Genomic DNA, 19,880 nt, shown 5'->3' with positions numbered 1-19,880 from the left:
AGTGTCGTCGGTTTTCATTTTTCGTCCACCACAAGGAGAGAGCGCATGGACCGCAACCAAGTCACCCAGAAGATCGTCACCGCCAAGGTCAGCAAGAAGATGACCTGGGCCCAGATCGCCGAGCGTATCGGCCAGAGCAAGGAGTGGACTACCGCCGCCATGCTGGGCCAGATGACCCTGACGGCCAAGCAGGCCGCCGCGGCACAGGAACTGTTCGAACTGACCGACGAAGAAACGCTGTGGCTGCAGATCGTGCCTTACAAGGGATCGCTGCCGACCCCGGTGCCGACCGATCCGCTGATCTATCGCTGGTACGAGATCGTCAGTGTCTATGGCAGCACCATCAAGGAGCTGATCCACGAAGAGTTCGGCGACGGCATCATGAGCGCCATCGATTTCAAGATGGATATCCAGCGCCAGGCCGACCCCAATGGCGATCGCGTCAATGTGATGCTGTCGGGCAAGTTCCTGCCTTATAAAACCTATTGAGTCACATCGGGTTACAAGCGCGGCGATGCAAAGGCGGAATGCGCGGCTAGAATAGCGCGCATGCTCAAAGACAAGAAACTCTCCGCCTACGCGCCCTCGGCCACCCGCATCCGGGCGCGCTTCGTGGCCATCTCGTGGCGCGATCTCGCCGTCAGCTTCGGTCCCATCATCCTGCTGATCCTGATCGGCGCATGGCTGGTGATCTGGCTGATCCGGCCGGCGCCGCCGTCGTCCATCACCATTGCTGCCGGTCCCAAGGACAGCAATTTCTGGCGCGTGGCCGAACGCTACAAGGCGCTGCTGGCGCGCGACGGCATCCGGCTGGACATCGTCGAGACCGGGGGCTCGCTGGACAACCTCAAGCGCCTGGCCGACCCCGACCAGAATGTGGACGTCGGTTTCGTGCAGGGTGGTCTGGCCGGCGCAGTACCGGCCGAATCCTTGAGCCCGCTGGTGTCGCTGGGCAGTATTTCCTATGTACCGGTGTCGGTGTATTACCGCGTGCCGCCGCCGCGTGAGGATGGCCGCCCGGTGCCGCCATTGCGGCAGCTGTCGGAGCTGGCGGGCAAGCGGATTGCCATCGGCGGGGAGGGCAGCGGTTCCAGCGTGCTGGCGGCCACGCTGCTCAAGGCCAATGGCGTCGAGTCGGGCGGCAGCACCCAGCTGTTGAACATCGGCGGCGACGAGGCCGCGCAGGCGCTGACCAGCGGCAAGATCGATGCGGCCTTCCTGATGGGCGATTCGGTCTCGGTGGCCACCATGGGCAAGCTCTTGCGCGCGCCCGGCATCCGGCTGCTGGATTTCTCGCAGGCCGATGCCTACGTGCGGCGCTTCCGCTATCTCAATACCCTCAAAATGCCCATGGGCGTGTTCGACCTGGCGCACAACCTGCCGGCGCGCGATACGCAGTTGATCGCGCCCACGGCCGAGCTGGTGGCACGCGAGGACCTGCATCCGGCGCTCTCGGACCTGCTCATCGCCGCCGCCCGCGAGGTGCACGGCAAGGCCAACGTGATGCAGAAGGCCGGGGAATTCCCGGCCCCGCTGGAGCATGAGTATCCGATCAGCGACGATGCGGCGCGCTACTACAAGTCCGGCAAGACCTTCTTCTACCGCACTTTGCCCTTCTGGATGGCCAGCCTGGTGGACCGTGCGGTGGTGATCGTGCTGCCGGTGATTCTGTTGTTGATTCCGGGTATCCGCCTGGTGCCGATGCTGTATGGCTGGCGTGTGCGTTCGCGCATCTATCGCTGGTATGGCGAGCTGATCGCGCTGGAACGCGGGCTGTCGCGCGAGTCGCCGGAGGAGCAGGCAGAGATGCTCAAACGCCTGGACGAGATCGAGATTGCGGTCAATCGCATGAAGATGCCGCTGGCCTTTGCCGACCAGTTCTACGTGCTGCGGGAGCATATCGGCTTCGTGCGGGCCCGGCTGGCGGCCGGTGTGGCCTGAGCGCCACGCCGTAACGGGCTCGGAAGGGCAGGGTGGTGGCGGCTGTTGTATGCTCGCCATGGTGTGTACAGTACTGTATAAAAAGTACTGTGTATTCATACAGTGTTATGCTAAAGTGAAGCCTCCTATCGACAAGAAGAGGAATCGCTGCCATGACCCACTTTGATCTTGCTTCCGACGCTCGCTTCGCTGTTGCATCGTCCACCCCGTCTTCGCTGGCCATCCGCCTGGGTCGCCGCGAAATCTTCATCTGCCGTGATACCTACGTGCGCCGTTACCGGGTCAATCCGGTGATTGAATGCAGCGCGGGCATCGAGCCCGGCCATGTGGAAATCCTGCTGTTCCGCCGCTGGCTGGTGGTGCTGTCGAAGGCGCGCGGCTGATGCGGCGTGCGCTTGACTGGCTGGTGGTGGATGCCTGCGGCCGGGTGGCCGGGGTGGATCAAGCCTGGCTGCCGCTGAGCCCGCAGGCGGGGATGGTGGCCGAGAAACCGGAGGCGGCCAATGATGCGTCCGTGCTGGATTGTTCCCGGACAGCTGTGTCGGATTACGCGTCGTGATTCGTTTCAATCCGAGTAAAGTCCCTCTGGAATGAAGTCATGAGAGACCCACTCCCAACAGACGTTACGGCCCTGATGGGGCGGCATCGACTGGCCTCGTTGCAGCTCCATCTGCTTGTCCATCGTATCGGCGATTAGCCAGTAGCCATCGCGGGGGCAGGGTTCGCCGGTGATGGCGCGAATTCTTTTGACGGGCGGGAGATCCTCGGACTTGCTGGAGCATTTGGTACCGATTTTCTCGAAGGCATCCTTCAGTGCGACAAAGAAGTCCCATGTGCCAAGATCTCTGTCCGTAAAGGGCGTGATGTCCATCATGTAGAGCTGGAGATACCGGTGAGAAAAATAAGAAACCTGGTGCAATAAGGCGCCGTTTTTGTCGTGTAACCGGACAGTTGAATATCCTGGGATGGCCGTGCCATCGCAAGAGGTTGCAGGCCCGATCTCAATACGTTTTTCCTCTCGCAAATCTGCAAAGTGTGCGCCATCAAGGTGGCGGAACAAGGCGTACTCCGTGCAGTCCGGAAGCCTGAAAATCAAGGTGCGATCTGCTGTCCAGTAGAGGTAATAGCGATGCCCGTCCACTTCCGTGAAGCTTCCGCGTACCGGGAGTGCGAACCTTGCGATGATGTCCAGCTCCGGTGTGTGGGGCTCTGTTTCCGGATAACGCCAGAGCCCTGTCGCTGGATCGAAATCGATGTAGTCAGCGCCGGTCACATGATTGAAAATCAGCATTGTGTTTTCCTTTTGGGGGACTGCGCATGACTTGCGCGGACCATGGATTCCCTTGCGATTATTCGCCGATCTGATGTCGTCGTGTTGTCTTGGGCAACGCATCGATTTCAGGGCGATTGAAGTGATCGGCTTTCTGCATCGATCCCGATAGGCTGACCACGTAAGCCTTTCCTGTATAGCCCGCTATCTTGATGAGTTCCGCCTCGATGCAATTCCAGTCATGGACCTTGATTTCCGTGCGCCATAATTGGAACCAGTATTTCGGTTTCACAAACTCGTAGACATAGATTTTTTGAGTCTTGCGGTTGAAGCGAATCGGGGTGTCGCGCGGGAGGCGTAGGTCGAGATAGAGCAGTTTTAAAGTGAGGATTATGCTGGCCGTTGCCACGCATAAAGAGAGTATTCCGATAAGGAGACTAGGTTGAAACCACGAAAATCCTGGTCTGAAAATATCGGGGACCACATTCCATCCGTAAACGGAAAAAAGCATAATCGCGAAGAGAATTCCGCCGCCTCTCATGAACGAAGACTCGCGGGATATCTCCAGATAGTTTTCATCAACGGCAGTGACGTCCTCGTTGAAGCACATAGGCACCAGGCGTCGATTGTCGGTCTGCTGGCGCAAGGCACCCAGATTGAGTTCGCTGGCACCATCGTGGGCATCGGTGTGCTGTTGCAGCGATGCGCGCGACTGGCCAGGCGTGTCGTCGAACACCAGTTGCTGGTAGCCGCCAGTGCCGCTTTGACTCGTCCCCATGGCCTGGGTCTTGATGCCCGAGAGAACCGCTGCGTGGCCGTGGGGACCACTGCTTCCGGCGAACCAGGGCGGGGCGTTGCCGGTGGCGGCACCGGCACCTTGAACAGCCCGGTTGCCTTGAGCGTTGTCCTGGCCTCGGCCGTTATAGAGTGTGCCGATCACGACGGGACGATCAATGTCGCCCTCGATGAAATCGATCAGCACCTCCTGGTCGACGCGGGGTAACGCGTGCCCGCCCCAGTTTGCACCCGCCGTCGGTGCCAGTCCTGCCACTACCCGCACCCAGGTGCCAGAGGCTTCATTGGCAGGTGCGCCACTGTGGCCGCCACGGGAGGGCGAACTCAGACTGCTGTGGCTGCGCTCGCCACGCTGCCAATGAAACTGTACTCGCACGCGGTGGTCGCGATCGGTGTGCACCGCTTGTCCTCGGATACCGACCACGACGGCCGTCTGCTGACCAGTGACTGTAGGTTTGGCATACAGGGCCTGGCCGTCAGGGGTGGTGAGCAAAGGGCGATAAGGAATGTTGTATGGGCTGGCTTCGAAACGATTGCGATACACCGGGCGCACCTCGCCGTTGCCAGGCATCAGCGCAGCATCCAGGAGGCTGCTGTGGTGTTCTTCTTCAGGCAGCACAGCTTGGCCCAAGAGCTTCATCACGTCTGCCTTGAGATCGGCGCGAAGATTGTTGTGAGCCTGGTGGACGACTCTCATCAAGACGAAGCGATCGTCCTCTCTGCCGTCATGCTCGGGATGACCATTCAGCTTGAAGGTCGTACCGGGAGCGAAACTGCGCACCGTGCCGGCCCCCGTGAAGATCTGGTTGTGGGCTTCAATGGCTTGCATCCGCATGTTGGCCTGACGGTCGGCTTGGGCGCGGTTTTCGTTGGCATAGATGCCAGGCGCATCGCGGCTGGCCAGCACCAGGCCTGCAGATCCCGGTTGAACTGGCGTGGCACTGGTGGCCTCGCGTACGCTGGCTTGCCGATAGTCCCAGGTGAGAATCTCCACCGAGTTTGTCTGCCAGCGGTCCAGACTGCGCCAGCGATCAATGCTGTCTTGTGCCATCACGGCACTGGCTTGAGTGAACTGGACGTCCGCGCGCGCATTGCTCTGGAAGCTGGCGTTGTGATCGGCGATGACTACGGTATGCGCGCCCAGGCTGGGGCTGTTGCTTACCCCGGCATGTTCGACGTAGTAGAACATGCCTTCCTCGCTCAACAGGCGGCTGATGAAGGCCAGATCGGATTCCTGATATTGCGTGACCAGGCTGCGCCGGGCGTACACCCTGGTGTCGCGCAGATCCATGCGCCATTGGGGTTGCAGCTTGCCTTGGCCCTGGTAGTCGCGCAAGACGGCATCGATGATCTCAGGTACGGTCAAGTCTTGATAAACCCTGCTGTCACGGCGATAGCGCAAGAATGCCAGCCAGGGTTCGATGGTCAGGAGATAACGCGCCATTCCACCATTGGCCCCTTGCAGTCGGCATTGCGTAACGTGGCCATGGAAATGGCGTGGTTTCGCATCGCTCTGCAAGATCAGCAATACCGGCTGAGCGATGAACTTGCGCAAGGAAAGATGTGCGTCGAGACTGAGGCAGGAGAGTTGCAGGCGGTATCCAGCGATGGCTTCATCGATATCGTAGCCATCCAGGTCCGGGCCGATGCATTCGACGGCCTGAAATTTTTCGGCCATGAGTTCATCTGAGTTCACATCGCTGCTTGGCGAAGTGAGCAGACGCATCACGCGCGAAGCTGGTGGCCAGGCACCAGCAAAGGAGTCGGAGAGAGTCGTCATCATCACGGAAGGGTTGTGTCGGCATTTTTGGGAATGCGACTTGACCAGCATCCGGACACTGAGGTCACTGGCCTATGCACGCAGACTCAAAACTGGGCGATAGATCAGGTACCTGAGGCCGGGTTCCCGGCTCCGTGAAAATGACTATTAGAGTTTATTAGTGGACTACTATGGGATACAAGATTGGAGAAATCAGACAACTCCCCCTCAGCAGGGGAGGCTTAAGGAAACATCACATCAGGGACAAAATTCGTGATTGATTTTTCAGTTGGCGGCCAAGGGAAATGTCACCAGATGCGTCACATCCAACCGGATCCCTATCCATTCCCCCACCGCATGATCGTGATGCGAAGGCACCAGCGAGAGCAGTAGCTGGCCGTTCTCCAGCGCCAGGGTGTAGAGAAATTCCGCGCCCCGGAATGACTTGCGCACCACCTGCGCCTTGAAGGGGGACGCGTCGTCGTGCATGACGTCGTCGGCCCGCAGCAATACATCGACCTGCGCGGCGCTGGCATCGCGTCCGCTTTCCACCGGCAGTCCGCGCAACAGGCCTGCTGCGGTCTGGACGCTGATCTCGCCTTGTATCCCTCCATCCGCCGCAGCCTGCACTTCCCCGCGCAGCAACACCCCATGTCCGATGAAATCCGCCGCAAAGCGGGTGGCCGGACGATGGTAGAGCGCGTAGGGCGTATCCCACTGTTCCAATCGGCCGTGCCGCATCACCCCCACCACATCGGCCACCGCAAAGGCTTCCAGCTGATCGTGCGTGACCATCAGGGCGGTGGTGCCGGTGCGCTTGAGGATGTCGCGCACGTCGTGCGCCAGGCGTTCGCGCAGTTCCACATCCAGGCTCGAAAACGGTTCGTCCAGCAACAGCAGGCGTGGCTGCGGTGCCAGCGCGCGCGCCAGGGCAATGCGCTGCTGCTGGCCACCGGACAGCTGGTGCGGGAATTTGCTGCCGGCCTCGGGCAGGCCGACCAGGGCCAGCATCTGCGTGACGATCTGTTCCCGCTGCGCACGCGCCATGCCGCGCAAGCCAAAGCCGATATTGGCCGCCACATCCAGATGCGGAAACAGCGCGAAATCCTGGAACACCATCCCGATGCGCCGCGCCTCGGCCGGCACGCGCACGCCATCTCCTTCCAGCAATGTTCCGTCTAGCCGGATACGGCCTGATTGCGCCGGTTCCAGGCCGGCCACGGCCCGCAGCAGGCTGGTCTTGCCGCTGCCGGAGGGGCCGATCAGGGCGCCCAGCTCGCCCGGCTGCAGGCGCAGCGAGACGGCATCGACGGCCGCCTGGGCGCTGCGGGGATAACGGATACTGACGTGATCGACTTCCAGAAACATGGGCAGGCTCGATGAAATGGTTACAATTCGCGTTTGTCTCGGAGTGCGCAGTGTAGCGCATGGACCGCCGACTTCCCCTGGCAATTCTTCATTGGGCCGTTCCTGTTTATGCACATCATCGGTTTGCTCGCTGTCCTGATCGCTTTGCCGCTCTTCGGCATCCTCGCTGCCTGGTTCGGGCTGGATGCGGCCGGCATCGACAACCTGCGCCAGCAAATGCAGACCGTATTGCCCGGCTACCTGGCCACCTCCGGCTGGCTGGCGCTGATGGTGCCGCTGGGCGTGGTCATCGTCGGTGGTGCAGCGGCGGTGACGGTGAGCCTGTTCGAGTTTCGCGGACGGCGCTGGCTGTCCTGGGCGCTGCTGTTGCCGATGGCCATGCCGGCCTACGTGTCGGCCTATGCCTATACCGATTTCCTGCAATACGCGGGGGCCGTGCAGAGCACGCTGCGCGGCTGGTTCCCGGGCTGGCGCATGGATGTGCGCGGCTTGCCGGGGGCGGTGTGCATGTTCGTCTTCACGCTCTATCCCTATGCCTACCTGCTGGCGCGCAATGCGCTCTCCGAGCGCGGCATGCACCTGATGGAGGCTGCCCGCATGCTGGGCACGCCGCTATCCGAACGCATCCGGCGCGTGGCCCTGCCGCTGGCGCGTCCGGCCCTGGCGGCCGGGGCAGCGCTGGCGCTCATGGAAACGCTGGCCGATTACGGTGTCTCGGCCTACTTCGGCCTGACCACTTTCACCACCGGCATCTACAAGGCCTGGGTTGTATTGGATGACCGCATTGCCGCCGCCCAGTACGCGTCGCTGCTGCTGCTCTTCGTGTCGCTGCTGCTGTGGCTGGAGCGGCGCGAGCAGGGCCGCATGCGCTTTGCGGCCACACGCGGTGCGCGCGGCAGCGAGGGGGCCGAGGCGCGCCTGCCGCAATTGTCTCGCGCACAGACGCTGGCGGCCTGGGCGGTGTGCGGCTTGCCGGTGGTGCTGGGCTTCGTGCTGCCGGTGGCGATCCTGTTGCAGTTGTGGGCCGGGCAGTGGGGCAGCAGCGACGCCGCCATGCCCGCTTTCGATCTGGCCCGCTATGCCGGCTGGGTGTGGAACAGCTTCCGCTTCGGCGGCATGGCGGCGCTGGCGGCCATCGTGCTGGCGCTCGGCCTGTGCTTCGCGCTGCGCGGCGCGCACCTGCCGCGCCTGCAGGGACTGGTGCTGCGCCTGACCGCTCGCCTGGCCGGCATGGGCTATGCCATTCCCGGCTCGGTCATCGCGGTCGGCATCCTGCTGCCGGTAGCCTGGCTGCAGGCGCTGTGGCCGGCGGCGGGGCTGGGCGTGCTGCTCACAGCCAGCTCGCTGGGCGTGATCTATGCGTATCTGGTACGCTTCACGGCGGTTGCGGTGCAGTCGGTGGAGTCCGGCTACACCCGTATTCCGGCCAGTCTCGACGAAGCGGCGCGCACCCTGGGCAGTTCGCGCGCAGTGATTGCCTGGCGCCTGCACATGCCCTTGTTGTGGCGGTCGCTGGCGGTGGCGGCGCTGATGGTCTTCGTCGATGTGGTCAAGGAGTTGCCGGCGACCTTGCTGCTGCGTCCCTTCGATACCGATACCCTGGCCGTGATCGCGCACAACCTGGCGCGCGATGAGCGCCTGGGCGAGGCGGCCTTGCCGGCCTTGTCCATCGTGCTGGTGGGGCTGGCACCGGTGCTGCTGGTGATGCGGGCCCTCGATGGCAAGCGCCGCACGGACTTGCAAAGCGCGCTTCCGCCCGCATAACCCAAGCACGCAAAGACCAACAATGGGCGTGGCCAGGGGGCTGCGGCCACTCTCTGGAGAAACCATGAGCCAATACGATTACGACCTCTTCACCATCGGCGGCGGTTCCGGTGGCGTGCGCGCAGCGCGCTTCGCCGGCCAGGCCGGGGCCCGCGTCGGGCTGGCCGAGAAGGGCGATCTGGGCGGCACCTGCGTCAACGTCGGCTGCATTCCCAAGAAGCTGATGTCCTACAGCGCCCATTTCCACGAGGATTTCGCTGATGCCGCCGGTTACGGCTGGACCTTGCACAGCGAACCCACCTTCGACTGGCCGGCCCTGATCGCCAACAAGGACCGCGAGATCACGCACCTCAACGGCATCTACCAGCGCCTGCTCGATGGCGCCAACGTGAGCCTGCATCGTGGCTTCGCCACGGTGGAAGATGCGCATACGGTGAGCGTGGAAGGCAAGCGCTTCACGGCCCGCCACATCCTGGTGGCCACCGGCGGCCATCCCGACAAGCCGCAGATCCCGGGCAGCGAGCTGGGGATCACTTCGGACGATTTCTTCCATCTCAAGGGCCTGCCGAAACGCGCGGTGGTGCTGGGCGGCGGCTATATCGCCGTGGAACTGGCGTCCATCCTCAATGGCCTGGGCAGCGACGTGACGCTGGTGTATCGCCGCGAACGCCTCTTGCGCAACATGGATGCCGACCTGGGCATCCACCTCGCCGATGAAATGGCCAAGAAGGGCATCCGCCTGGTCTTCGATGCCAGCATTGCCGCCATCGAAGCGCCGCATGCGGGCGAAGACAGCGTCAAGCAGGTGCGCCTGACCAATGGCGAAACCGTGGCGGCGGAGTGCGTGCTGTTTGCCACCGGGCGTACGCCCAATACACGCGGCCTGGGGCTGGAGCAGGCCGGTGTCGTCTTGAAGGAAAACGGCGCTGTGGTGGTCAATGAGAATTTCGAGAGCAACGTGCCATCGATTCTCGCCGTGGGCGACGTAATCGACCGCGTGGCCCTGACGCCGGTGGCGCTGGCCGAAGCGATGGTGGTGGTGGCGCGCCTGTTCGGCAAGGGCGAGCGCGTGATGTCCTACCAGAACATTCCGACAGCGGTGTTCAGTCATCCCAATGTGGGCACCGTGGGACTGACCGAAGAACAGGCGCGCAAAGCCCATGGTGAAGTAAAAATCTTCAAGACCGACTTCAAGCCGCTCAAGAACACCCTCTCGCGCAATACCGAACGCACCTTCATGAAGCTTGTGGTCGATGCGCAGACCGACAAGGTGCTCGGCGTGCACATGGTCGGCGGCGATGCCGGTGAAGTCATCCAGGGCTTTGCCGTAGCCCTGCAATGCGGTGCCACCAAGGCGCAGTTCGATGCCACCATCGGCATCCATCCGACCTCCGCCGAAGAGTTCGTGACAATGCGCACGCCGGTGGCCTGAGGCCTGCCCTTCAGGCAGCACTTAAAAAAACGGGGATGCATGTGCATCCCCGTTTTGCTTCATGTGATGTGCCAGGCGCTCATCGCCACAGCGCATAACCGATGCGCAGTTGCGGATGATCCTTCTGGTTGTAGGTCAGCAGGCTCTCGCCATAGCCGTAGAAGTAGCTGGCCATCAGATAGCCGGCGGTACCGGGCACCAGGCGCGAGAGCGGGTAGGTGACCTGGGTTTCGGCGCTGTACTTGCCGCCCAGTTTGCCCTTGCGCAGCATGGTCGCCACTTCCAGACCGTCGGGTTTGCCATAGGCCAGCTTCAGGTCCAGGTGGCCGCGATAGTCGGCAATGTCCGGGTTGTCGCGGGTCGGGCCGAGATAGGCATAGACCTTGGGCGCGACCTTGAAGTGATAGTCGTTGAGATTACCGAAGTTGAAGGTCGGCTCGATGAAGTAGGTATTGATGCTGCGCGAGGCCGTGCCGTCGCGTCCATTGGACTCGTGCTCCAGGCCGGTGGCGATGCCGATGCGGCTGAAGACGCGGTTCTGTATACCCACGTCCGGCAGGTAGTAATACAGGCTGGGGCGATAGCTGGTATCGCGGAAGGGGGCCGAGGGGGCCGACAGGTCCCACAGCGAGAACTGCGTGTAGCCCAGGTAGAGATTGTCCAGCAGGCCGCGCGAGCGCGGATCGTCCGGCACGAACACGCGGAACTTGAAGCTGAGCTGGAAGCGCGCATTGGTATCACCATTGTTGTGCCCCACCGTGAAATACATCGGCTCATTGAAGGACAGCCGGCGATTGTTGGAGAGGATGTCCTCAGCTGCCGGTGCACTGTCGATGGGCGAGGCATTGGCACCCGGCGTAAATACCGTGGCCGAAGGGGCCACCGGCGCGACCTTGCTGGTCGAATCGGCCAGCGGCGTGTTGATCAGGTCGGGCGACTCCGGCAAGGGCCCCAGCGACGGATCCGGGCGTACCACCGCCACCAGCACCGGCGAAGCATCCATGCCGATCGGTTCGATACGCACCATGCCGCGCAGGCGGCGCGGCAACTCGCCGCGATAGCGCACCTTGCGGAACTCACCTTGCTTCAGGGTCAGGCTGTCTTCGCCATCGACGCGCTGCAGGGCGATCTGCTGCGGCGGAATCATGTCGGCCGAGGCCGCCACCAGCAGCGTGGCGGGCAACTGATAGGTGCGCTGGGCCTGCTCGTCCTCGGACACCAGCAGCGTCAGCTCCAGTGGCTTGGTGGCATCGATACGCTTGGGTGGTTGCACCATCGAAATGCCGGCATGCGCCGGGGCGGCCAGCCACAGCGGCGCGGCCACGCCGCACAGGGCCAGCGCCACGCGGCGCGACAGACGGGTACGGGCCGGCAGGCCGTCCTGGTGCGGATGCAGACGGGAGTGGGGTAAGTTCAGCATGTTGTCCTTGTTGTCGATTTGTTGTGTTTTGTTGTCGTTTTGCAGCTTGTTCGGTGGCGTGCAGGCGCGAAGGGCGGCCGGGAGAGGCCGGGCGCACGTCGGGCGGCGATGCGCGGACTGCCGTGACAAGAGATCAGCGGCGCTCCATAAAGTTGCCATTTCATCGATATCTTCTGACCTCCGTATGCCTTTGGGAGGCGCAATCCTGACCAAATGATCAATTTGGCATGCGGTTGGTCACGAAATGTTGTTTGTTTGCCTCGTTCGGGTAAGGTTTGGTCGACGGAAAATGCCATTGTGACAACGGGTATTTCCTGATTGTGTGACAATGCGCCGCCCCCTAAGCTTGATGACAAGTCCTCCATGTTGCCAAGCTGTTTGCCGGGGCGGGACGTTCCGGTGCGTGCGCGCACCGAATCACCTGCCTTTCAGCGACCTTCGCTCAATCGCCGTTTTTCACAGGCATCACTCTTCGCCATGCTCATCGCCAACTACGACAAGCCGCTGGTGGTCGTTTCCCTGCTGGTGGCCATCCTCGCCTCCTATACGGCGCTGGACATGGCCGAGCGCATCAACACCACCAGCCATCTGCATTCGCGTGCCGCACGCTTCTGGCTTGCCGGCGGTGCAGTGGCCATGGGACTGGGGATCTGGTCGATGCATTTCATCGGCATGCTGGCTTTCCGGCTGCCCATCGCGCTGGGCTACGATGTCTGGATCACTACGCTCTCGCTGCTCATCGCCATCGCCACCTCGGGCTATGCGCTGTGGATCGTCACCCGCAGCGAATTGCCGCTGCGGCGGCTGTTCGGCAGCGCCTTGCTGATGGGGACCGGCATTGCCGGCATGCATTACACCGGCATGGCCGCCATGCGCATGACGCCGGGCATCGATTACGACCTGGTGCTGTTCATCGCTTCCATCCTGATCGCCATAGCGGCATCGGCGGCAGCGCTGTGGATCGCCTTCAGCCTGCGCCGCAATACCCCTTACGTGAAAGCCGCGCGCGCCGGCGCTTCGGTGGTGATGGGCGTGGCCATCGTCGGCATGCATTACACCGGCATGGCGGCCGCCACTTTCCCCAACGGTTCGGTGTGCCTGTCGGCACGCGAGGGCGTGGGGACCGGCTGGCTGGCGATCCTGGTCATCGTGGTCACGCTGGCGGTGCTGAGCATCGCCTTGCTGACCTCGGTGCTGGATGCGCGGCTGGAGTCGCGTACCGCCAAGCTGGCACGCTCGCTGGCCGAAGCCAATGAAGAATTGACGCAGATGGTGCTGCACGACCATCTCACCAAGCTGCCCAACCGCACCCTGCTGGAAGACCGCCTGAGCCAGGCCATCAACAAGGCCGCACGTAGCCAGGGACATTTCGCGCTGATGTTCATGGATCTGGATGGCTTCAAGGCCATCAACGACTCGCTCGGCCACCATGTGGGCGACCGCATGCTGGTGGAGGTGGCGCAGCGCCTGACCGGTGCCATGCGCGCACACGATACCGTGGCGCGGCTGGGTGGCGACGAATTCGTGATCCTGGTGGAACTGGCGCAGCCGGAAGACGCCATGCCGGTGGCCGAGAAGCTGGTGGAAGTGGTCAACCTGCCGTTCCGCCTGGCCGAGCAGGAGCTGCGCGTGTCGGCCAGCGTGGGCATCGCCATTTACCCGGAGGACGGGGCCACGCGCCACGACCTGGTCATCAACGCCGACGCCGCCATGTATCACACCAAGCGCGCCGGCCGCAACGGCTACAACTTCTTCGAACCGTCGATGAATGCCAATGCGCATCATCAGCTGCAGTGGCTGCAGGACCTGCGGGTAGCGTTGGAGCGCAAGCAATTCCGGCTGGTCTACCAGCCCAAGTTCAGCCTGCTTGATGGTCCGGTGCTGGGGGCCGAGGCGCTGCTGCGCTGGCAGCATCCGCAACGCGGACTGGTGGGGCCGGATGAGTTCATCGGCCTGGCCGAGCGTTCCGGCCTGATCATCTCGATCGGGGCCTGGGTGCTGGATGAAGCCTGTCGCCAGATGCATGAGTGGCTGACCCTGGGCTATGCCGACTGGAAGATTGCGGTGAATCTTTCGCCGGTGCAGTTTGCCGATCCGCATTTGCTTGACGTGGTGCGTGCTGCCCTGGAGAAACACCAGCTGCCGCCATCCTGCCTGACGCTGGAGGTGACCGAGTCGACTGCCATGAACAATACCGAGCAGAGCCTGCAGACGCTGCAGCAGATTGCCGACCTGGGCGTGGAGATCTCCATCGACGATTTCGGCACCGGCTATTCCAGCCTGCTGTACCTGAAGCGCCTGCCGGCCAACGAACTGAAGATCGATCGCGGCTTCGTGCGCGACCTCAGCGAAGGCACCGAGGATGCCGCCATCGTATCGGCCATCGTGGCCCTGGGGCGGACGCTGAATCTGCGCATCGTCGCCGAAGGCGTGGAGACCGAGCGCCAGCAGGAGTTCCTGCACCAGGTCGGATGCGACGCCATGCAGGGCTATCTGCTGGGACGGCCGATGGCGCCGGACCTGTTCCTGCAGACCATGCGCGACCATGCCGCCGAGCACAAGACGGCGGCCTGAATTCACAAATTGGCTGTGGCATCGCCTGCTATTCCTCGAATTGGAGAAGCGCGCTTGATGCAAAGATCACGACATAGGGAAACGCAAGGAATTTGAGCGTTTCAGGCAGGCTCCTGAGGGGGAGGTTGGGGCGGACGGCTCGTACTGGCGTCCGTCCCTTTTTGTTGATACCTGCTTCAAAGGGGCGTCACAGCACCTTGCCCGGATTCATCAATTGCTGCGGATCCAGCGCCTGCTTGATGGCGCGCATCAGGCGCAGTTCCACCGGTGACTTGTAGCGCAGGATCTCTTCGCGCTTCAATGCGCCCAATCCATGCTCGGCCGAGATCGAGCCGCCGAAGCGGTCCACGCTGTCATGGACCACGCGGTTGATGTCGCCCTGGCGCGCCAGGAAATCGGCATCGGGTACACCTGCCGGCGGCGAGACGTTGTAGTGCAGGTTGCCATCGCCCAGGTGGCCGAAACTGACCATGCGGCAACCCGGTGCGGCCTGCTGCACCAGGGTATCGGTCACTTCCATGAATTCGGCGATGCGCGAGATCGGCACCGAGATGTCGTGCTTGATGTTCTTGCCCTCGTGCGCCTGTGCCATCGAGATGTTTTCACGCAGTCGCCACAAGGCCTTGGACTGGGCCAGCGAGGCGGCGATCACGGCATCGTCCACCAAGCCCTGTTCAAGGGCCTCGCCAATCAGGGTTTCAAAAATCGCCCGGGCGTGGTCTTCGGATTCGTTGTCCGACAATTCCAGCAGCACGTATTGCGGATGCGGCTGGCTGAAGGGCAGGCGTTGGTCGGGGAAGTGCTTGCAGACCAGTTGCAGGCAGAAGTGCGACATCAGCTCGAAACCGGTCAAGGCCGAACCACAGCGCGCTTGCGCCTGCTGCAGCAGTTGCAGCGCTTGCGCCGGGGAGTGCAGCGCTACCAGTGCAGTCAGTTGCGCACGCGGTTGCGGGAAGAGTTTCACTACCGCAGCGGTGATGATGCCCAGAGTACCTTCCGCGCCGATGAAAAGATCGCGCAGGTCGTAGCCGGTATTGTCCTTGCGCAAGCCCTTGAGGCTGCTCATGATCTCGCCCGCGGCCGTCACCACTTCCAGCCCCAGGCACAGCTCGCGCGTATTGCCATAGCGCAGCACGCCGGTGCCGCCGGCATTGGTGGAAAGGTTGCCGCCGATGGTGCAGCTGCCTTCGGCCGCCAGCGACAGCGGGAACAGGCGCTCCACCGCCGCCGCCTGCTCCTGCAGGTGCTGCAGCACGCAGCCGGCTTCCACCGTCATCGTATTGTTGAGCGGGTCCACCGCGCGGATGCGGTTCAGGCGACGCAGCGAGAGCACCACGGCATTGCCTTGCTGGTCGGGCACGCTGCCCAGTACCAGGCCGGTGTTGCCCCCTTGCGGCACCAGCGGGATGCCATGGTGCGCGCACAGTTGCACCAGCGCCGCCACTTCGGCCGTATCAGCCGGGCGTAAGACGGCCAGGGCACGGCCGGTGTAGCGGCCACGCTGGTCGGTCAGGTAGCCGGCGGTGTTGGCGGCATCGGTGAGGACATGCGCAGCACCGATGGCGGTACGGCAGGCAGCGAGAAAGTCGGTCATGAAAGCGAAACGCGCCACGTGCAGTGGCGCGCCCTATCGATGTGGGGAAGCGGTGTGTATTACTGGGAGGCCTTCTGGATCGCCTGGCGGGCGATTTCCTTGGCGGCCTTCTTGAACGGGTGCAAATACGCCAGTGCACAGACGAAATACAGCGTGGTCAGTGCCACTTCGACCCAGGCCAGCAGCACCGAGGCATGGACGCTGTCGCTGGTGGCGCGCACCAGCCCTTCCGCCAGGTACACCAGGATCAGCATGGACGACCATTGCAGCGTGTAGACATCGCGCTTCAATACCCCGCGCAGCGGCAGCAGCAAAGGCACGACCTTGAGCACCATCCACGAACCGCCCGGTCGCAGCGGGGCCAGCACCAATTCCCACGCCAGACAGAGCAGGATCAGGGCGATCAGGCTGGAACTGGCTCCGAGGTGGAAGTAGCGCGCACTGCTGTTCATGATGGTCTCCGTAATTTGATGGCGTTTTCTGCCAGCCGTTTGCCCAGCGCGATGGCCAGGGTGCGCGAGTCGTCCGACAGCGGCTGATTGCCGTTGACGCCCGCCCAGTGGCTGGCACCGTAAGGCGTGCCGCCGCTGGAAGTATTCATCAGCTCGGGATGCGAATAGGGCAGGCCGACAATCAGCATGCCATGGTGCAGCAGGGGCAGCATCATGCTCAACAGCGTCGATTCCTGGCCGCCATGCAGGCTGCCGGTGGAGGTGAAGACGCAGGCCGGCTTGCCCGCCAGTACGCCGGAGAGCCACTGCGGCGAGGTGCCATCCCAGAAATACTTCATGGCCGCTGCCATGTTGCCGAAACGCGTGGGCGAACCCAGGGCCAGGCCATCGCATTCCGCCAGGTCGCTGGCCTCCACGTAGGGCGCGCCGGAGCTTGGCACGTCCGGTTCCACCGCTTCGGTGACGGTGGAAACCGCCGGCACGGTGCGCAGGCGGGCATCGCAGCCGGGCACGCTTTCCACGCCCTGGGCGATCAGCTCGGCCAGCTTGCGGGTGGCACCATGGCGCGAATAGTAGAGCACCAGGATGGTGGCGTTGGAGGAGGTCTGCACGGAAGTAGCGGTCGAAGAGGTCATCATGTGACTTATTATATTTCCGTTTTTTTGCTCCCAGACAGCAGGAAAAGCCTGAGTGTCCCCGCTTTTTCTTCATCTGCACCATGAGGAAGCAGAAACTTTGGGCCTGCTTTGCCTTTTTGCGGGATTTTGCTGCCCGCTTGGGCGATAATCGCCAAACTTGTCGTCTGGCCGGCAGCAAGCCTGCGCGCCGTCATGCGGCCTGATTCAACCCCGATGGGGCGGCGCATCTGCGGGTGCGGCGTCTCCGATGAAGTCGAACGGATGTCTTCTTTGCGTTTTTCCTTGTCCCGTATGCGTGGTCTGACCCGTGAGCAGTTCAGCGACCTGTTGCGCTTCGCCGGCCGGCGGCTGCGCGAGGATCGCCTGCCGCAAGTGGCCGGCAGCCTGACCTTCACCACCATCCTGTCGCTGGTGCCGATGCTGACCATCGCGCTGGCGCTGTTTACGGCCTTCCCGCTGTTCTCGACCTTCCGCGCCTCGCTGGAAGCCTATTTCGTCGAGAACCTCATGCCCAAGGGCGTGGCCAACACCATCCTCGGCTACCTCAATCAGTTCGCCGCCAAATCGGCGCGCATCTCGGCCGTGGGCGGGGTGCTGCTGATCCTGACCTCGGTGCTGACCATGTCCACCATCGAGAGCGTGTTCAACCAGATCTGGCGCGTCAAGAAGTCGCGTCCGCTGGTGCAGCGGGTGCTGGTGTACTGGGCCATCATCACGCTGGGGCCGCTGCTGATCGGGGTTTCCATCAGCGTGACCTCGTATCTGTCGACCGCCACCGGCGGCGCGGTCAGGAGCCTGCCGTGGCTGGGCGCGAGCTTCTATACGCTGGTCTCGCTGATGCTCTCCACGCTGGCCTATACGCTGCTCTACAGCACCGTGCCCAACCAGACCGTGGACTGGCGCGATGCGGCCGCCGGCGGCCTGCTGGCCGGTATCGGGCTGGAAATCGCCAAGCGGCTCTTCGCCGCCTACATCCTGCAGTTCCCGACCTACACCATGGTCTATGGCACGGTGGCGGTGCTGCCGATCTTCCTGGTGTGGATCTACATGATGTGGATGATCACGCTCTTCGGGGCGCTGCTGACGGCGGCGCTGCCGGTGGTGCGCTATGAACGCTGGTGGCATGTCCCCTCGCCGGGCGCGGAATTCATCGATGCGGTCAAGGTCCTGAAATTCCTGCACGCGGCGCGCGTGGGGGTGGAGTCGGCCGTGGTCAGCATGGAGGAGGTGCGGCGCGCCACCCGGCTGGGCCTGGGTGAATTGCAGCAACTGCTGGCGCGCATGAGTGAAGAGGGCTGGGTGGCCTCGGTCAAGCCGGAGTCGGGCAGCCGCAGCCGTCGCGGCTGGAACCGCCGCATCACCGATGACATGGATCGCTGGACCCTGGTGGCCAATCCCAGCACCATCCAGCTGGCGCGGGTGTATCGCCTGTTCGTGTTCGATCCTGCCGTACTGGCCCAGGCCGGAGAGGAAGAAGCGCTGGTGGCGCGGGTGGAAGACGCCATCAACGCCGAGCTGGCGCAGTCGCTGGAGCAGTATTGCCAGCCCGGGCGGGTGGCCGAGGAGGAAGTCGCCGCCACCGTGGCCGCCATGCCCCACGCTGCGGTGCCGCTGGAGGCGCGCCGGCGTCTGTGGGAGCGCTGACCCGACGCCAATGCGCCCGGATCAGCCCTTGTCGGCCCTTTTATGAAGGTTTCTAAAAGGACACCTGCCCGGTGAGCATTTGCCAGTACATCACCCAATCGCCCATGAAGGAATAGAACGGATGACGGAAGGTGGCCGGCTGGTTCTTCTCCACCATGAAATGCCCGACCCAGGCAAAACCGTAGCCGCAGAACAGCGCCACCGCCAGCCACCACCACTGGTGCGTGATCAGCAGCAGCAACAGGCTCAACAGCGCCAGCGTCGACCCCAGGAAATGCAGCTGCCGGTTGACCCGGTGCGCATGCTCGCTGAGGTAGGTCGGATAGAACTCGCTGAAACTGGCGTAATGGCGTTCGGGCAGGGTAGCAGCCATGGTCTTCTCCGGAGAGTCCTGACCCTTTCAGAGTAGTCAGGGCCGCGCCCGTTTGCAATCCTTGTGCTGAAGCAAGCTTCAGCTGTAAAACGTAAATTCTGCAGGGAAATACTGCGCAGCAGCGTCTTTGCGGGTTGCCCAAAGGTCGCCCTTGCCCGTACCATGTGATTTCCAGCGCGCCAGGAGGGCCTGGAGGAGGCGTCCGCTGCGGTTGCGGGCAGGATCAGTTATCCTGTTGCCCCCATGAATTGGATTTTCCCGGCGTCATCGCCTACAGTCAAAACAGCTTCATATAACCAAACCAGGACGACATCATGAAAGTCTCTGAAATCCTCAAGGTCAAAGGCAACATCCTCTTCACCGTCACGCCGGAAACCCCGATTCAGGAGGCCGTCGCCGCCATGGCCGAGAAAGACATCGGCTCGCTGGTCGTGATGGAATACGGCGACCTGGTCGGCATGCTGACCTTCCGCGAAGTGCTGCTGACGCTGCACAAAAACGGCGGCGAACTGGGCGGCTCGACCGTGCGCAAGCACATGAACGATGCGCCCATCACCGTCACCCCGGATACCGACCTCAACGAAGTGCGCCGCATCATGCTGGAAAAGCACGCGCGCTACGTGCCGGTGATGGAAGCCCGTACCGTGCTGGGCGTCATGTCCTTCTACGACGTGGCCAAGGCGGTGCTGGATGCGCAGGGCTTCGAGAACAAGATGCTCAAGGCCTACATCCGCGACTGGCCGGCCGAGGAAGAAGAGCGCGAAGGCAACAGCTGAACGCTCTGCGCTTTCCGTTTTTTGTTGGCAGCCGCCTGCCCGGTGCAGGCGCTGCCGTCATGACCGTTCCTGCTGGAGCG

General features: G+C 62.8%; 18 protein-coding genes. 9 read left to right on the top strand and 9 right to left on the bottom strand.

The window, feature by feature from the left end; translation table 11 throughout:
- Nucleotides 1-45: 45 nt before the first annotated feature.
- The 4 genes from cynS to E2K99_RS25570 all read left to right on the top strand — a co-directional run bounded on the left by cynS (nucleotide 46) and on the right by E2K99_RS25570 (nucleotide 2,500).
- Entirely contained in the window at nucleotides 46-489 is a 444-nt protein-coding gene (gene cynS, locus E2K99_RS17090) for a cyanase (RefSeq protein ID WP_039784640.1), read from the top strand.
- A 60-nt stretch (nucleotides 490-549) separates the two neighbouring features.
- Nucleotides 550-1,941: a TAXI family TRAP transporter solute-binding subunit gene (locus tag E2K99_RS17085; RefSeq protein WP_121045036.1), complete on the top strand. Its 1,392-nt coding sequence runs from the start codon at nucleotides 550-552 to the stop codon at nucleotides 1,939-1,941.
- 152 nt (nucleotides 1,942-2,093) lie between these two features.
- Entirely contained in the window at nucleotides 2,094-2,324 is a 231-nt protein-coding gene (locus tag E2K99_RS17080; protein ID WP_034329828.1) for a hypothetical protein, read from the top strand.
- The gene (locus E2K99_RS25570; RefSeq protein WP_166675077.1) at nucleotides 2,324-2,500 is read left to right on the top strand and encodes a hypothetical protein; all 177 of its coding nucleotides are present in this window, start codon (nucleotides 2,324-2,326) and stop codon (nucleotides 2,498-2,500) included. Before E2K99_RS17080 ends, E2K99_RS25570 begins: the two co-directional genes overlap by 1 nt.
- Before the next feature lie 6 nt (nucleotides 2,501-2,506).
- On the opposite strand, the gene E2K99_RS17075 is transcribed toward E2K99_RS25570, so the two are convergent.
- The 3 genes from E2K99_RS17075 to E2K99_RS17065 form a co-directional block, all read right to left on the bottom strand.
- Entirely contained in the window at nucleotides 2,507-3,232 is a 726-nt protein-coding gene (locus tag E2K99_RS17075) for a hypothetical protein (protein ID WP_134222980.1), read from the bottom strand.
- Nucleotides 3,233-3,290: 58 nt separating this feature from the next.
- Nucleotides 3,291-5,837, bottom strand: coding sequence for a type VI secretion system Vgr family protein (locus tag E2K99_RS17070; RefSeq protein WP_240733742.1), 2,547 nt, complete (start codon nucleotides 5,835-5,837; stop codon nucleotides 3,291-3,293).
- A gap of 213 nt (nucleotides 5,838-6,050) precedes the next feature.
- The gene (locus E2K99_RS17065) at nucleotides 6,051-7,133 is read right to left on the bottom strand and encodes an ABC transporter ATP-binding protein (RefSeq protein WP_134222979.1); all 1,083 of its coding nucleotides are present in this window, start codon (nucleotides 7,131-7,133) and stop codon (nucleotides 6,051-6,053) included.
- A 108-nt stretch (nucleotides 7,134-7,241) separates the two neighbouring features.
- On the opposite strand from E2K99_RS17065, the gene E2K99_RS17060 reads away from it, so the two are divergent.
- Nucleotides 7,242-8,897: an ABC transporter permease gene (locus E2K99_RS17060; protein WP_134222978.1), complete on the top strand. Its 1,656-nt coding sequence runs from the start codon at nucleotides 7,242-7,244 to the stop codon at nucleotides 8,895-8,897.
- A gap of 64 nt (nucleotides 8,898-8,961) precedes the next feature.
- Entirely contained in the window at nucleotides 8,962-10,329 is a 1,368-nt protein-coding gene (gene gorA, locus E2K99_RS17055; RefSeq protein ID WP_134222977.1) for a glutathione-disulfide reductase, read from the top strand.
- 79 nt (nucleotides 10,330-10,408) lie between these two features.
- Here gorA and E2K99_RS17050 read toward each other — a convergent pair whose 3' ends face one another.
- The gene (locus tag E2K99_RS17050; RefSeq protein ID WP_240733741.1) at nucleotides 10,409-11,749 is read right to left on the bottom strand and encodes a phospholipase A; all 1,341 of its coding nucleotides are present in this window, start codon (nucleotides 11,747-11,749) and stop codon (nucleotides 10,409-10,411) included.
- Between the two features lie 477 nt (nucleotides 11,750-12,226).
- Here E2K99_RS17050 and E2K99_RS17045 point away from each other — a divergent pair, with 477 nt between their 5' ends.
- Entirely contained in the window at nucleotides 12,227-14,323 is a 2,097-nt protein-coding gene (locus E2K99_RS17045; RefSeq protein WP_134222976.1) for a putative bifunctional diguanylate cyclase/phosphodiesterase, read from the top strand.
- A gap of 187 nt (nucleotides 14,324-14,510) precedes the next feature.
- Here the strand turns inward: E2K99_RS17045 and E2K99_RS17040 are convergent, their stop codons facing one another.
- The 4 genes from E2K99_RS17040 to E2K99_RS17025 are packed head-to-tail and all read right to left on the bottom strand — an operon-like array spanning nucleotide 14,511 to nucleotide 17,234.
- Nucleotides 14,511-15,917, bottom strand: coding sequence for an FAD-binding oxidoreductase (locus tag E2K99_RS17040; protein ID WP_134222975.1), 1,407 nt, complete (start codon nucleotides 15,915-15,917; stop codon nucleotides 14,511-14,513).
- Between the two features lie 59 nt (nucleotides 15,918-15,976).
- Entirely contained in the window at nucleotides 15,977-16,369 is a 393-nt protein-coding gene (locus E2K99_RS17035; protein ID WP_034338174.1) for a DUF2069 domain-containing protein, read from the bottom strand.
- The gene (wrbA, locus tag E2K99_RS17030) at nucleotides 16,366-17,007 is read right to left on the bottom strand and encodes an NAD(P)H:quinone oxidoreductase (RefSeq protein WP_034338170.1); all 642 of its coding nucleotides are present in this window, start codon (nucleotides 17,005-17,007) and stop codon (nucleotides 16,366-16,368) included. Before wrbA ends, E2K99_RS17035 begins: the two co-directional genes overlap by 4 nt.
- Before the next feature lie 8 nt (nucleotides 17,008-17,015).
- Entirely contained in the window at nucleotides 17,016-17,234 is a 219-nt protein-coding gene (locus E2K99_RS17025; RefSeq protein WP_134222974.1) for a hypothetical protein, read from the bottom strand.
- A 64-nt stretch (nucleotides 17,235-17,298) separates the two neighbouring features.
- Here E2K99_RS17025 and E2K99_RS17020 point away from each other — a divergent pair, with 64 nt between their 5' ends.
- On the top strand, nucleotides 17,299-18,651 hold the full coding sequence (locus tag E2K99_RS17020) for a YihY family inner membrane protein (protein WP_240733922.1): 1,353 nt from the start codon (nucleotides 17,299-17,301) through the stop codon (nucleotides 18,649-18,651).
- A 52-nt stretch (nucleotides 18,652-18,703) separates the two neighbouring features.
- Here E2K99_RS17020 and E2K99_RS17015 read toward each other — a convergent pair whose 3' ends face one another.
- Complete coding sequence (locus E2K99_RS17015; protein WP_034338162.1) at nucleotides 18,704-19,024, bottom strand: Mpo1-like protein; 321 nt, start codon at nucleotides 19,022-19,024, stop codon at nucleotides 18,704-18,706.
- A gap of 314 nt (nucleotides 19,025-19,338) precedes the next feature.
- Between E2K99_RS17015 and E2K99_RS17010 the strand changes: the two genes are divergently transcribed.
- Nucleotides 19,339-19,800: a CBS domain-containing protein gene (locus E2K99_RS17010; protein WP_121045023.1), complete on the top strand. Its 462-nt coding sequence runs from the start codon at nucleotides 19,339-19,341 to the stop codon at nucleotides 19,798-19,800.
- The last annotated feature ends 80 nt before the right edge of the window (nucleotides 19,801-19,880 follow it).

The sequence above is a fragment of the Herbaspirillum huttiense genome, from assembly GCF_004367745.1.
GTDB classification, from domain to species: domain Bacteria; phylum Pseudomonadota; class Gammaproteobacteria; order Burkholderiales; family Burkholderiaceae_D; genus Herbaspirillum; species Herbaspirillum huttiense.
Note: the sequence above shows the minus strand (reverse complement) of the source record. Positions and strands in the feature narration are given on the sequence as shown.

Coding starts and splice junctions, on each gene's coding strand:
- E2K99_RS17020 (WP_240733922.1), top strand. CDS start 17,299: ATGCGTGGTCTGACCCGTGAGCAGTTCAGCGACCTGTTGCGCTTCGCC.
- E2K99_RS17040 (WP_134222975.1), bottom strand. CDS start 15,917: ATGACCGACTTTCTCGCTGCCTGCCGTACCGCCATCGGTGCTGCGCAT.
- gorA (WP_134222977.1), top strand. CDS start 8,962: ATGAGCCAATACGATTACGACCTCTTCACCATCGGCGGCGGTTCCGGT.
- E2K99_RS17085 (WP_121045036.1), top strand. CDS start 550: ATGCTCAAAGACAAGAAACTCTCCGCCTACGCGCCCTCGGCCACCCGC.
- E2K99_RS17060 (WP_134222978.1), top strand. CDS start 7,242: ATGCACATCATCGGTTTGCTCGCTGTCCTGATCGCTTTGCCGCTCTTC.
- E2K99_RS17075 (WP_134222980.1), bottom strand. CDS start 3,232: ATGCTGATTTTCAATCATGTGACCGGCGCTGACTACATCGATTTCGAT.
- E2K99_RS17010 (WP_121045023.1), top strand. CDS start 19,339: ATGAAAGTCTCTGAAATCCTCAAGGTCAAAGGCAACATCCTCTTCACC.
- E2K99_RS17045 (WP_134222976.1), top strand. CDS start 12,227: ATGCTCATCGCCAACTACGACAAGCCGCTGGTGGTCGTTTCCCTGCTG.
- E2K99_RS17015 (WP_034338162.1), bottom strand. CDS start 19,024: ATGGCTGCTACCCTGCCCGAACGCCATTACGCCAGTTTCAGCGAGTTC.
- E2K99_RS17070 (WP_240733742.1), bottom strand. CDS start 5,837: ATGCTGGTCAAGTCGCATTCCCAAAAATGCCGACACAACCCTTCCGTG.
- E2K99_RS17050 (WP_240733741.1), bottom strand. CDS start 11,749: ATGCTGAACTTACCCCACTCCCGTCTGCATCCGCACCAGGACGGCCTG.
- E2K99_RS25570 (WP_166675077.1), top strand. CDS start 2,324: ATGCGGCGTGCGCTTGACTGGCTGGTGGTGGATGCCTGCGGCCGGGTG.
- cynS (WP_039784640.1), top strand. CDS start 46: ATGGACCGCAACCAAGTCACCCAGAAGATCGTCACCGCCAAGGTCAGC.
- E2K99_RS17025 (WP_134222974.1), bottom strand. CDS start 17,234: ATGCGCCGCCCCATCGGGGTTGAATCAGGCCGCATGACGGCGCGCAGG.
- E2K99_RS17065 (WP_134222979.1), bottom strand. CDS start 7,133: ATGTTTCTGGAAGTCGATCACGTCAGTATCCGTTATCCCCGCAGCGCC.
- E2K99_RS17080 (WP_034329828.1), top strand. CDS start 2,094: ATGACCCACTTTGATCTTGCTTCCGACGCTCGCTTCGCTGTTGCATCG.
- E2K99_RS17035 (WP_034338174.1), bottom strand. CDS start 16,369: ATGAACAGCAGTGCGCGCTACTTCCACCTCGGAGCCAGTTCCAGCCTG.
- wrbA (WP_034338170.1), bottom strand. CDS start 17,007: ATGATGACCTCTTCGACCGCTACTTCCGTGCAGACCTCCTCCAACGCC.